The organism is Shimia sediminis (genome assembly GCF_003990645.1).
Classification (GTDB): domain Bacteria; phylum Pseudomonadota; class Alphaproteobacteria; order Rhodobacterales; family Rhodobacteraceae; genus Shimia; species Shimia sediminis.
This window is the reverse complement of sequence record NZ_RYZK01000003.1, coordinates 376,532-389,248: the sequence shown is the minus strand read 5'-3', so window position 1 is coordinate 389,248 and position 12,717 is coordinate 376,532. Positions and strand designations below refer to the sequence as shown.

At 62.1% G+C, this 12,717-nt stretch carries 11 protein-coding genes; 4 read left to right on the top strand and 7 right to left on the bottom strand.

The genetic code is table 11. The features are described from left to right. Window positions 1-27 precede the first annotated feature (27 nt). A complete protein-coding gene (gene accD / locus EK369_RS09830) occupies window positions 28-972 on the top strand; it encodes an acetyl-CoA carboxylase, carboxyltransferase subunit beta (RefSeq protein WP_127113984.1) in 945 nt (314 codons plus the stop codon). After that, window positions 969-2,243, top strand: coding sequence for a bifunctional folylpolyglutamate synthase/dihydrofolate synthase (locus EK369_RS09825; RefSeq protein WP_235871383.1), 1,275 nt, complete (start codon window positions 969-971; stop codon window positions 2,241-2,243). The genes accD and EK369_RS09825 overlap by 4 nt, the downstream gene beginning before the upstream one ends. A 297-nt stretch (window positions 2,244-2,540) precedes the next feature. Here EK369_RS09825 and zapE read toward each other — a convergent pair whose 3' ends face one another. Continuing rightward, on the bottom strand, window positions 2,541-3,608 hold the full coding sequence (gene zapE, locus EK369_RS09820; protein WP_127113982.1) for a cell division protein ZapE: 1,068 nt from the start codon (window positions 3,606-3,608) through the stop codon (window positions 2,541-2,543). Between the two features lie 133 nt (window positions 3,609-3,741). Here zapE and EK369_RS09815 point away from each other — a divergent pair, with 133 nt between their 5' ends. Continuing rightward, window positions 3,742-4,977, top strand: a complete 1,236-nt coding sequence (locus EK369_RS09815; protein ID WP_127113980.1) for an MFS transporter — start codon at window positions 3,742-3,744, stop codon at window positions 4,975-4,977. Here the strand turns inward: EK369_RS09815 and EK369_RS09810 are convergent. The 5 genes from EK369_RS09810 to EK369_RS09790 all read right to left on the bottom strand — a co-directional run bounded on the left by EK369_RS09810 (window position 4,974) and on the right by EK369_RS09790 (window position 9,065). Then, a complete protein-coding gene (locus EK369_RS09810) occupies window positions 4,974-5,894 on the bottom strand; it encodes an alpha/beta fold hydrolase (RefSeq protein WP_127113979.1) in 921 nt (306 codons plus the stop codon). The two genes, EK369_RS09815 and EK369_RS09810, sit on opposite strands and share 4 nt — an antisense overlap. Then, window positions 5,891-6,802 (bottom strand): ornithine cyclodeaminase family protein, encoded by a 912-nt coding sequence (locus tag EK369_RS09805; RefSeq protein WP_127113977.1) that lies wholly within the window; start codon window positions 6,800-6,802, stop codon window positions 5,891-5,893. The genes EK369_RS09810 and EK369_RS09805 overlap by 4 nt, the downstream gene beginning before the upstream one ends. Beyond that, window positions 6,799-7,419 carry an HAD family hydrolase gene (locus EK369_RS09800; protein WP_127113975.1) on the bottom strand — a complete coding sequence of 207 codons (621 nt, stop codon included), beginning with the start codon at window positions 7,417-7,419 and terminating at the stop codon, window positions 6,799-6,801. Before EK369_RS09800 ends, EK369_RS09805 begins: the two co-directional genes overlap by 4 nt. Before the next feature lie 9 nt (window positions 7,420-7,428). Then, window positions 7,429-8,400, bottom strand: coding sequence for a DMT family transporter (locus EK369_RS09795; RefSeq protein ID WP_127113973.1), 972 nt, complete (start codon window positions 8,398-8,400; stop codon window positions 7,429-7,431). A gap of 212 nt (window positions 8,401-8,612) precedes the next feature. Beyond that, window positions 8,613-9,065, bottom strand: coding sequence for a YaiI/YqxD family protein (locus EK369_RS09790; protein WP_127113971.1), 453 nt, complete (start codon window positions 9,063-9,065; stop codon window positions 8,613-8,615). A 78-nt stretch (window positions 9,066-9,143) separates the two neighbouring features. On the opposite strand from EK369_RS09790, the gene EK369_RS09785 reads away from it, so the two are divergent. Continuing rightward, window positions 9,144-11,246 (top strand): NADH:flavin oxidoreductase, encoded by a 2,103-nt coding sequence (locus EK369_RS09785; RefSeq protein WP_235871382.1) that lies wholly within the window; start codon window positions 9,144-9,146, stop codon window positions 11,244-11,246. A 27-nt stretch (window positions 11,247-11,273) separates the two neighbouring features. Here EK369_RS09785 and EK369_RS09780 read toward each other — a convergent pair whose 3' ends face one another. After that, window positions 11,274-12,587 (bottom strand): MFS transporter, encoded by a 1,314-nt coding sequence (locus EK369_RS09780; protein WP_127113969.1) that lies wholly within the window; start codon window positions 12,585-12,587, stop codon window positions 11,274-11,276. Between the last annotated feature and the right edge of the window lie 130 nt (window positions 12,588-12,717).

Here is a 12,717-nt window from a genome sequence, read left to right as displayed (position 1 = left end):
ACGGACCAGACATGAGAAGGATTGTGCATGAACTGGATCACCAACTATGTCCGCCCCCGGATCAACTCGATCTTTTCGCGTCGGGAAACGCCGGACAACCTGTGGTCAAAATGCGATGAATGCGGCACGATGCTGTTTCACCGCGAATTGTCGAGCAATCTGAACGTCTGTACCCAATGCGGGCATCACATGGCGATCACCGCCCGCGACCGGTTCAGTGCCCTGTTTGACGGCGGCATTTTCACCGAGGTCGCAGTGCCTGCGCCAACCGCCGACCCGCTGCATTTCCGCGATCAGAAAAAATACCCTGAACGCATGAAGGCCGCGCAGAAGAAGACCGGCGAAAAAGAAGCCATGCTGGTGGCCGAGGGTGAAATTGGCCGCACGCCGATTGTTGCCGCCTGCCAGGATTTCTCGTTCATGGGCGGCTCGATGGGCATGTATGTCGGCAACGCCATCATTGCTGCGGCGGAACGTGCTGTTGCGCTGAAACGCCCACTGATTCTGTTTTCCGCCGCCGGCGGCGCGCGCATGCAGGAGGGCATCCTGTCGCTGATGCAGATGCCCCGCACCACCGTGGCCGTGCAGATGCTGAAAGAGGCCGGGCTGCCCTATATCGTCGTGCTGACGCACCCGACCACGGGTGGGGTCACCGCGTCCTATGCGATGCTGGGGGATGTGCATATTTCGGAACCCAATGCGCTGATCTGCTTTGCCGGGCCGCGTGTCATTGAACAGACCATCCGCGAGAAGCTGCCCGAAGGCTTCCAGCGGGCCGAGTATCTGCTGGATCACGGCATGCTGGATCGCGTGACCCCACGCACCGAAATGCGCGACGAGCTGATCACCATCACGCGTATGCTGTTGGGACTGCCACCCGCGGTGAAAGGCGACCTGCCATCGCCCGAGGCGGTCGAAAAGGCCGAGGCCGAGGCCAAACCGGACACCCCAGAGGCGGACGACAAAAAGTGAGCGCGCAAGGCTCGGACGCCATCCTCGAGCGGATGATGGCGCTGCACCCGAAGATCATCGACCTGACGCTGGACCGTGTCTGGCGCCTGCTCGCGGCGTTGGACAACCCGCAAGAGCAGCTGCCGCCGGTGATCCATATCGCCGGGACCAATGGCAAGGGCTCGACCCAGTCGATGATCCGCGCCGGTCTGGAAGGTATGGGCATGTCGGTGCACGCCTATACAAGCCCGCATTTGGCGCGGTTTCACGAACGTATCCGCCTGGCCGGCGCGCTGATCTCGGAGGATCACCTGACCGAGATCCTGGACGAGTGCTATGCCAAGAACGGCGGCATCGACATCACCTATTTCGAGATCACCACCTGCGCGGCCCTCTTGGCCTTTGCGCGGACCCCGGCGGATTACACGCTGCTTGAGGTGGGTTTGGGGGGTCGTCTGGACGCAACCAATGTGATCGACACCCCCGCGCTGACCATCATCACGCCGGTGTCCATCGACCATGAGCAATTCCTGGGCAACACGCTGGCCAAGATCGCAGGCGAAAAGGCCGGGATCATCAAGCGGGGCGTGCCTTGTGTCGTTGGTCCCCAGCAGGACGAGGCGCTGGAGGTGATCGAAGCCACAGCCATGCGTCTGGGTGCGCCGCTGTTGGTGTACGGTCAGCACTGGCACGTCTCGACAGAACGCGGGCGGCTGGTGTTTCAGGATGACAACGGGCTGCTGGATCTGCCCTTGCCCGCCCTGCGCGGGGATCACCAGATCCTGAATGCGGGCGCAGCGATTGCGGGCCTGCGGTATCTGGGCGCGGATGAGGCGGCCTGTGAAGCGGCGATGACGAACGCCGAATGGCCCGCACGGATGCAACGCCTGCGACAAGGGCCGCTGGTTGAGGCCGCGCCAGAGGTCGAACTGTGGCTGGACGGCGGGCATAACGCGGCCGCCGGTGAGGCATTGGCCAAGGTGCTGGCCGATTTGCCGAAGCGCCCGACGCATCTGATTTGCGGCATGCTCAACACCAAGGACATCTCGGGCTATCTGCGCCCCTTGGCGGCGCAGGCAGCGAGCCTGACGGCGGTGTCCATTCCGGGCGAGGCCAACACCCTGCCCGCCGATGAGACCGAGGCTGCGGCCAAGGCTGTCGGCATGGTGGCGCGGTCTGCCGCATCGGTTGCTGAGGCACTGGCCGAGATCGTGGCAAAGGACCCCACGGCGCGGGTGCTGATTTGCGGCTCGCTTTACCTGGCCGGGGTCATCCTGCGCGAAAACGGCTGATAAACCCGCCCGCCGCAAAGAAAAAACCGAATCAAATCAAATGATTCGCATTTCTGCGAATCACCCCCCATTGACTGATTCGAATCACCGGGCCTATAGTCAAAAAAATTCGGTCCCCCTGCGAAGCAGAAGCAATGAAACGGGGGATCATGGCAGGCACGACGGGACAGGCAGGCAGGCAAAAAGGGGGGTGCAGGGGCGCCCCCCTAACAATTTGTGCGGTTTGGGTTTTCAGGGGCCTTGCCCCTCTGGGCCTGCGGCCCATTCACCCCAGGATATTTTTGGCCAAAAGAAGGCTCAGGATGCGTCCTGCCCCCATGTGTCGGACTGCATCTCGCGCAGGCGGCTGGCGGTGCGTTCGAATTCAAAGGTGCCGGTGCCCTCGACGTAGAGCATCTCAGGCTCCGCCGCGGCGGAACAGATCAGGCGCACGCGGGCCTCGTAAAGCGCGTCGATCAGGGTGACAAAGCGTTTGGCTTCGTTGAAGTTGTGGCGCGAGAGGCGCGGGATGTCTTCGAGCACCAGCACTTTGACCGCATCGGCGATGGCGAGGTAATCGCCCGGCCCCAGCATGGCGCCGCAGAGATCGAAAAAGCTGGCGCGGGCGACACCATTGCGAAAGGCGGGCAGGACGACCTCGCGACCTTTGACGGTGAGCGTGAGGGGCGCGGCTTCGCCGCCTGTGAGGTCTTTCCAGATGGACAGGATATCGGCGCGGGCCTCGTGGCCGGCCTGAACGAAATAGACCTGATTGCCCTGCAGGCGGTTCTGGCGATAGTCGTTGGGGCTGACCAGCTCCCAGACCCGCAGCTGTTCCTTGATGAGGCGGATGAAGGGCAGGAAAAGCTGGCGGTTGAGACCGTCCTTGTAGAGATCATCCGGCACGCGGTTGGAGGTGGTGACCACCACAACCCCCGCCTCGAACAGTTGTTCGAACAGGCGGCCCACGATCATGGCATCGGTGATGTCGGTGATCTGCATTTCGTCAAAGGCCAGCACCCGCACGGACTCGGCCACGGATTGCGCCACGGGCTGGATCGCGTCTTCGACGCCGCGTTGACGGGCTTCGTGCATTGCCGAATGGATTTCCTGCATGAAGGCATGAAAGTGCACGCGGCGCACCGGCACTGCGAGCGAGTCGACAAAAAGGTCCATCAGCATGGATTTGCCGCGCCCCACCCCGCCCCAGAGGTACAGCCCCTGCACCGGGTCAGGGGTGGCTTTGCGGAACCAGGTTTTCTTGACGGGTTTGTCTATCTCGGCGCGGATGCGTTCAAACTCGGGCAGCACAGCCTCTTGCGCGTCGTCGTGGTGCAGATCACCAGAGGCCACGGCGGCGGCGTATATCTTGGGCAGGGTCGTCATATCCATCCCTTAGCGAATGCAGGAAGCGGTGAAAAGGCAGACATGACGCATGATGATGAATAGCTTCACAAATGGTGAATTGACCCCTTTCGCACGCCCACGCATTCTGTACGGCGCGAACGAGGAGAGTTTCATGGAAACGCGCACGTCCCTGTTTACGCCGGTGTTGATCGTCGGCTGCGTCATCATCCTGGTGTCCTTTGCGATCCGGGCAAGCTTTGGCGTGTTCCAGATCCCAATCGCTGATGAGTTCGGCTGGCTGCGGGCCGAGTTTTCCATGGCGATTGCCATTCAGAACCTTGCCTGGGGCTTTGGACAACCGATCTTTGGCGCGATTGCCGAGAAGATCGGGGATCGCAAGGCGATCGTGCTGGGGGCGTTGGTCTATGCTGCGGGTCTGGTGCTGTCGTCCTTTGCGGTCACGCCCGAGGCGCATCAGCTTTACGAGGTTCTGGTGGGCTTTGGCATCGCGGGCACCGGCTTTGGCGTGATCCTTGCCGTGGTGGGCCGGGCAAGCTCGGATGAGAACCGCTCGATGTCGCTGGCGATTGTCACGGCGGCGGGCTCTGGGGGGCAGGTGTTTGGCGCGCCTGTCGCGGAGTGGATGCTGGGGTTCATGAGCTGGCAAGAGACCTTTGTGGTTTTTGCCGCCGCGATCATGGCCACGCTGTTGCTGTTGCCGGCCATGCGCGCCCCGGCGGCAAGCAAGGCGGAGCTGGAAGAGAGCATGGGCACCATCCTGCGCCGCGCGTTCCGTGATCCGACCTATACGCTGATTTTCCTTGGCTTTTTCTCGTGTGGCTATCAGCTGTCTTTTGTCACGGCGCATTTTCCGGCGATGATCACCGAGATGTGCGCGGCGGTGGACCCTTCGGGAATGCTGGCCTCGGTGGGGATTTCGACAACCTCGCAGCTGGGCGCGATTGCGATTTCGCTGATAGGTCTGGCCAACATCGTGGGCACGCTTTTGGCAGGATGGCTGGGCAAGCGATACTCGAAAAAATACCTGCTGGCAGGCATTTACACGCTGCGGATCATCATTGGTGCGGTGTTCATCCTGATGCCGATCACCCCGACCACCGTAGTTGTGTTCTCTATCGCCATGGGGTCCCTGTGGCTGGCAACGGTGCCGCTGACCAGTGGGCTTGTCGCCTATATCTACGGCCTGCGCTACATGGGCACGCTGTATGGCATCGTGTTTTTCAGCCACCAGCTGGGCAGCTTTCTGGGTGTCTGGTTGGGCGGGCGGATGTATGACGCCTTTGGCGACTACACGCTGGTGTGGTGGATTGGTGTGGGGGTTGGCGCGTTTAGCGCAATTGTGCACCTGCCGATCCGGGAAAAACCATTGCGGGCCGCGACGGCTTAATCCATCAAAAGCCGTGGTTCGAGCTGGTCCCACAGGGTGTCGGTGTGGGTGTAGATCAGCCCATGCCCGGCATCCTCAATCACGATGTGAGTGGCGTCGGGATTCCATGCCGACAGCCTGTTTTTACAGGCGATGGGGATGATGTCATCCGCCCCACCCCACAGCGCGAGAACCGGGATGCCCTGGCCTTGCAGCTTGCGGTGGTCGGCCTCGCGCGGGGTTGCCAGCACGCCGCGAAGTGACGACAGGACGGACCGCAGAAAACCACGATAGCGCAACTCTTCGGGCTGGCGCCTGGTGATGTCGGGCACGCTGGTTGGCAGGTGGGCTTCGGCCTGACTGCCCTGTTTCAGGGTGCGGGGGTACATCAGGTGGAACAGCCAATCGCCGAGAACGGGCAGCTTTTGTGTCACCTTGGCACCAAGACCCAGATCATGACCCATACCCGCAGGCACGCATAGCACAACCTGTCGGATACGGGCCGGATGCCTGGCGGCAAAAGCCGTGGAAATTGCCGATCCCATGGAATTGCCGAACAGGGTGACGGGGTCTGTAATGCCTTGATCTTGCAGGATATCTGTCAGAAGCCTGTCGTAGAATGCATCGTCTTGCAGGCCACGGGGTCGTGCGGACAGACCGCGCCCGTAGAGGTCGAGGCTGAGGACGCGAAAGCCCTTGGTCACGAGGTACGGAATCAGGCCATCCCAGACATATGAAGGCGTGGTGAGGCCGTGGATACACAGGGCGACGGGCCCCTCTGAGGGGCCATGCCAGCGATAGTGAACGCGGCCCTGCGCAAGATCGGCAAAGCGGCTTTCGGGGTCGCTGACGGGTCGCTGAGACACCGGTTTGCGCAGGCCTTCCTGCACAATCGGCATCGCTGCGACGGCGGCCAGACCCCAACGTAGGAGGCTCATGAGCCTTGGAACCGATCAAGGATGAAGCGGCTGGTCATCAGGTCGAGATGCGCGCCGCCGCCGTTCTTGAACAGGGTGATCTCATCGTCAGAGTGACGCTGGAACCGGTCGATCTGATAGTAGTCGGCCAGGACGTCCTCGCGGCTGATAACCCCTTGTTCCAAAGGTGTTTTAATCTCACCGATATGCGCGACCGTGGTGTCGAAACTGTCGACAAAGATGCGCGCCCGTTGCAGGGCGGTGTCGTCGGCCTCGCGCATGTCCGGGCGATAGGCGCCGATCAGGTCGATGTGCTGGCCGGGGCGGAACCACTCGCCGCGCAAAACGGGGTCGGTGGACATGGTGGCAGATGTGACGATGTCGGCCTGCGCCACGGCGGCTTCGAGGTCGGTGGCCACGCGCAGGCCGGGGGTCTCGGCGGCCATTTTCTCGGCGTTGCCGGGGCTGCGGTTCCAGACGGTAAAGCGCGCATCCGGAAAGGCGCTGGAATAGGCGGCGTGCAGGTTGCGCCCCACTGTGCCCGCGCCGACGATCAGGATTTCGCGGCTGTCAGGACGCGCCAGTTTGCGCGCCGCCAACAGGCTGTCCCCGGCGGTTTTCCACTTGGTGACGAGGTGAAAGTCGATCAGCGCCGAAAGGATGCCGGTGGCGTCGTCAAACAGGGTCACGGCACCATGGATCATGGGGATATCATTGGCCGGGTTGTCGGGGAAGACAGTGGCAGATTTCACTGCGATTCCAAGGCCATCGACCCAAGCCTGCCGTTGCAGCAGCGTGTCCTTGCCCCGATAGAGAAAGCTGTCGGAGATTTCGGCCTTGGGCAGATTGTGACCGGCCTCGATCGCGTCTGTGAGACCCAGCCAGTCGAGGGATTTTTCACCGGATTCAAAGTCGATGATCGTGGTCATTTTGCGTCCTCTTCTGTCAGGAGACCTTCGGCGACGAGGCGGTCAGCCCAGCCTTGGGGGTGGTCGAACAGGTGGGTTTGCCAGCCGCGGGCGGCGGCGGCGTCGATGTTTTCGGGGCGGTCGTCGGCGAACAACAGGGTGTGCGGGGCAAGGCCGCAGTCCTGTTCGACATGGGCGTAGATGGCGGGATCGGGTTTTATCAGTTTCAGGCGGCCCGAGACATATTCGCGGTCGAACAGGGTCAGAAAGGGATAGGCCCGCTGCGACAGGGGAAAGTTGTCATGACCAAAATTGGTCAGCGTGAACACCGGGATTTTACGCGTCTTCAGGGCCTCGAGCAGGCGCACGGAATGGGGGATATCCGGCGCGGCGAGGTCGTTCCAATTGTCGTGCCACATACGGATTTCTGCGCGCCAGTCGGGGTACTTCTCGGCCAGTGGATACATCACGTCGCGCAGGGCTTCGCCCTGATCAACCCTTTGATGTTGCTCATGTAATGGCACCTGGGCAAAGAAGGCCTCGCGCCGTTCCTGACCGATGATACGGTCATAAAACGCCTCGGGTCTCCAGCGGATCAGCACGTTGCCGATGTCGAAAATCACGGCTTCAATTGTCATGCGGAAACCCTAGCGGCGGGTGCGCGGGCGCGCCACCCCTTTGGGGCGGCCTTTTATGCTTTCGCGCCAGAAGATGAAGAGCCCCGCGCCGATGATCAGCGACATGCCGAGCCACGACAGCGGTTCGGGCCATTCGCCAAAGATCACCACCCCGAAAAAGATCGCCATGGGCATGGCGGTGTACTCAAGCGGGGCGATGACGCTGGCCTCGGCCAGGCGGTAGGCCTGAGAGATGAAGAACCCGCCCAAAGCGCTGGAGAGACCAAGCAGAAAGAGGATGCCCAGGTCGCGGGTTTCAGCAGGCCAGCTCCAGCCGCGCAGAAGGAATTCGAACATCGGATCCCCCTGCCCTGCGTAGTGTCCGTGGCCCAGGAACAGACCCACTAACCCACTGACAACAATGAAAGTTATCTGGATGTAGACCGACATGGTCGCGGCACTTTCGGTGTTGCCGATCTTGCGGGTGAGGATGTGCAGAAAGGCATAGGCAAAGGCCGCTATGATCGGCAGGAACAGCGCGACGCGGAAGCTTTCCGTGCCGGGGCGCACCATGATGAGCACCCCGATCAGCCCGGCGCCAACGGCAATCCAGCGGCGCGGGCCAACCTGTTCCTTGAGGATCAGAACCGAGAGCGAGGTGATGATCAGGGGCGAGACAAAGAACACCGCCACGGTGTCGGCCAAGGGCAGAACCGAGAGGCCGAGAAAGAAGGTCATATTGGCAAAAACCACGCAAAATCCGCGTATTAGGTGCATTCCAAGGCGCTGGGTGCGCAGCACTTTGAAGCCACCATCCAGCGGCACAATCACCACCAAAAGCAGGATCAGCGCCACCAAAGAGCGGATCAGGACGATCTGGTGCAGCGCGTATCCGGAAGAGAGGAATTTGATCGACGAGTCGTTGAGCGAGAAAAAAAAGGTCGCGGCAAGCGCCGAAATGGCACCGAGCATGCCGGGCGTCATGGTGGATTTTGAGGTCATGTGAGCAGTTGAAACAGGTTTCGGAACACGATCTGGCCCATTCACGACAGCGGCGTCGCAAAGGGCGATTTTTGGAGAAATGACCAATTTGTACAACAAATTTTGGGGCCACTCTCCATTTTGTACAACTTTTTTTGAGGGGACTCTCCAAGTTGTACACCTTGGAGAAAACCGTGCAGTTCACGAAAAACCCCAGAAATCCGCAGCGTGCTTTACGGTTTCTTAGCCATTCGTAATTCGCGTTCCAGCGCATCCAGGAATCGCGAGCGGTCGGCTTTGGTAAAGCCCCTGCCGCCGCCCTGTCGAAAGGGATCGGCGGCGCGCAGGTCGGCCATGAGGTCCCGGGTTGCCAGCACGTTGCCGATATTGGCGGCGGTCAGCGCCTCGCCATTGTGTTTCAGAACCCGCGCCCCGGCCTCGACGCATTTCGCCGCCAACGGAATGTCGCCGGTGATGACCACGTCGCCGGGACCCGCCCGGTCGGCGATCCACATGTCGGCAATGTCGGGGCCCTCGGGCACGATCACGTTTTCGACCAGCGGGTTCTGCGAGGGGCGCAGGCCACCGTTGGAGACGACAAGCATGGGCACGCGGTGGCGGGTGGCCACGCGTTCAGCTTCGGATTTCACGGGGCAGGCATCGGCGTCGATATAGAGCTTGGTCATGGGGGCAGGCTTGGCATGAATTTGCGGATATGAAAAGGGCGCGCGGCGGGTCGTCATTTCATCCACGGGTGTCGGAAAATGGAAATAGCGGAACCGGGCAACCCCATAGCTTTGGGGGGACAAGGGCGCGACCCGAATGCAGAGGCCCATTGGATGACCAGTCTTCTTGATCCGTTTCAGCTGAAACATCTGACGCTGCGCAATCGCATCGTGAGCACATCCCATGCCCCCAACTATGTCGAAGGCGGCCACCCCCGCGACCGTTACAGGGCCTATCACGAGGAAAAGGCCAAGGGCGGCGTTGCCATGACGATGGTGGGCGGGTCCACGAACATCGCGCCGGACAGCCCTTCGGTTTTTGGCCAGCTTTACGCGGGCGACGACAGTATCGTGCCATGGTTCCAGCGGCTGACCGAGGGCGTGCATCAGCACGGGGCCGCCATCATGTGCCAGATCACCCATATGGGCCGCCGCACGGCCTGGGACAATGCCGAATGGCTGCCGGTGCTGGCGCCTTCGGGGGTGCGCGAGCGTGCGCACCGGTCCTTACCCAAGGTGATGGAGCAAGAGGATATCGACCGCGTTGTCGAGGATTTTGCCGCCGCCGCAATGCGCTGCAAGCGGGGTGGCTTTGACGGTATCGAGCTTTTGTCGCATTCGCATTTGCTGGGGCAGTTCCTGTCGCCGCTGATCAACCGGCGCGAGGACGACTATGGCGGCACGCTGGAGAACCGGATGCGCCTGACGGTGCAGGTGATCGAAGCGGTGCGCGCCGAGGTGGGGGCCGGGTTCATCCTGTCGATGCGGATCACCGGGGATGAGCTGGCCGAGGGCGGTCTGGACGCCGAAGACTGCGTTGCCGCCGCGCGGATGCTGGCGGAAACGGGTCAGGTTGACCTGCTGAATATCCTTGCCGGGGCGCCTTATGACGACCTTGGGCTGGCCGAGTGGGTGCGCCCGATGGGGTTGCCTGCCGCGCCGCATATCCCGGTTGCGGGGCGCATCCGGGCGGCGGTGGATCTGCCTGTCCTGCATGCGGGGGGCATTGCCGACATTGCCACGGCGCAGCATGCGGTGGCGGGCGGGCATGTCGATCTGGTGGGCATGACGCGGGCGCATATGGCGGACCCGCATCTGGTGGCAAAGCTGGCGCGCGGCGACGAGGCGCGCATTCGCCCCTGCGTCGGGCTGGGGTATTGCGTGGACCGTGTGAATCAGGGCAAACCCGCGGTTTGCGGACACAACGCGGCCACCGGGCGCGAGGGGGTGTTGCCGCATGTTGTTCCGGCCAGCCACACACGCAAGCGCGTGGTCGTGGTGGGCGGCGGGCCCGGCGGGCTGGAGGCGGCGCGTGTCAGTGCCCTGCGCGGCCATGAGGTCACGCTGTTTGAGGCCACGGATCGGTTGGGCGGACAGCTGGTTCTGGCGGCCAAGGGGAGGACACGCCGACAGGTCTGGGGCGTCGCGGACTGGCTGATGTCCGAAGTGCAGACGCTGGGGGTCGACATCCGCCTGAACACCTATGCCGAGGTCGAGGATGTGCAGGCCGAGGTGCCGGACCTGGTGGTCGTGGCCACCGGCGGCTGGCCCGCACCCCCCGACATGCCCGGCGGCGGGCTGGCGGTCTCGGGCAGAGAGGTTCTGTCCGGCGAGGCGCGGGTTTCGGGCGAGGTTCTGGTGTTCGACGAGGTCGGCGATCACCCGGCGGCGGTTGTGGCGGACGTGTTGTCACGCGCGGGCAACGCGGTGCATTATGTCACCCCGGACCGTGGCCTGCTGCATGATCTGGGCCCCACCACCAGCGCCGTTGCCTTGCGAGACCTGAGCGCACAGGGTGTGTCCTTTGCCTGTTTGCATGAGCTTGCCGGTCTGACCCGCGCGGGGAACCGGATCACGGCATCGCTGCGGCATGTTCTGACCGGTGAGCTTATGCACCGCGAGGTGGATCACGTGGTTGTCGAGCAGGGGCTGGTGGCGATGGACGATCTGTATGCGGCGCTGAAACCGCTGTCGAAAAACCTTGGACAGGTGACGCACGCAGCCCTTGTGACCGGCGGCTTTCCCTTTCCGCAACGCGCGCCCGAGGGGCAATTCCATCTGGCCCGGATCGGCGACGCCATTGCCAGCCGCAACATGCACGCCGCCATCCTTGACGCCCTGCGGGTGTGCGCGGTCTTTTGAGGCGGGTGGGCTTGCGTTGATCGCTGTCTAAGAGGGATCCGCCTCCAAGCCGGATGGATCGGTCTGTATCTGGGTTGTCTCTGTGTGACGGGCAGCCGCCTGTTCCTCATGGGCCGTCATATTGCCCGCGCTTTCAACAGAGATGCGCGCCTGACCCAGCCGGGGATGCAGTTTGCGGGCAAGCAGCCACGTGAACAGCAAGCCCGCGCCCCCGGCGGCAAACACCCCGGTGAGCGGAGCAAACAGAAGCACCATCCAGGCAGCACCAGGGGTGACGATGCCCGAAACATCGCGGAAACTGGAATAGATGGCGGACATTTCCGTGCGCTCGGATGGCTTGACCGCGAGGAGAAACGGCAGGCCCGCTGACACATCGAGCAGGATCAGGAAGATCGAGCCGATCATCAGAAGGATGATCGCAATTTCCGGGACTCCAAACGGAATTCCAGCCACAAGGAACAGTCCCCCCGACATCAGAAAACCGGCCTTCACGGCGGTGCGCACGGAGCTGCGCTGCATGAATCGCAGCATCAGAGGCGTAAAGAACAACGCTGCGTTGGACATCGACAACGCGATGCCGCCAAGCTGGCTGCCAAGCCCGTTTTGGACCGCATAGATCGGCAGATAAACCACATAGACCCACCACCCGCAGGATCTGACCACGGCGAATGTCCACCCGGCCACCAAGCGCGGTTGCGCAAAGAACCTTGCAAAATAGGCAAAGGGGTTGGTGGGCGCGCGGCGGCTCTTGGCGATCAGCTTGCCATTTCCGAGCCGCATCACCAGAAAGATCAGCAGCATGCCGCTGGCGGCAGCGGCCGCGATCAGAAACGGCGCAGGCCGCCACCAGTCGTAGAGAAACGTGCCGAGTGCAGGACCAACCGTCCACCCCAGCGCGCTGTAGAACAGCCGCGACGTTTCAAATTTGCCAAGCTCGATTTTGGCGACATGGTCGAGGACATAGGCGTTGAAACACACAAAAGTCGTCACAACTGCAAACGTCGTGAGTGCCAGCCCGGCAACCGCCGCACCGGGAGTCTCGAGGATCGTGATCCCGGCGCCGGCAATGAACATCATCGCCCCCAGCACATAGACCCACCGTCGCGGGATAAAGCGGATCAGGTAGGGAATGAGCAGGCCGATCACGAGGGAAATCGCACCAACGATGAAGTAGATTTCGGACACGACACGGGCATCCCCGAGCGCCCGGTACATGACGACGGGCATGACAGAGATCAGGATGCCCCTGGCAATGGCTTCAGTTCCGGCCAGGATGGCAAAGCCGCGCACACTGGGCGCAGGCGCATGGCGAAGCCATTCGGGTATTCGGCGCTCGTGCATAGGGATTGCTCACGTTTCCTGTGACCAATCAAATCAGTTTTCTCAGGACTTCTTTCCCACCTGCGACCCGATGTCGTTTTTATCGTATTGTTCGGTAACATTCGCGGGAAACGGGCATCAGAGGCGCCAA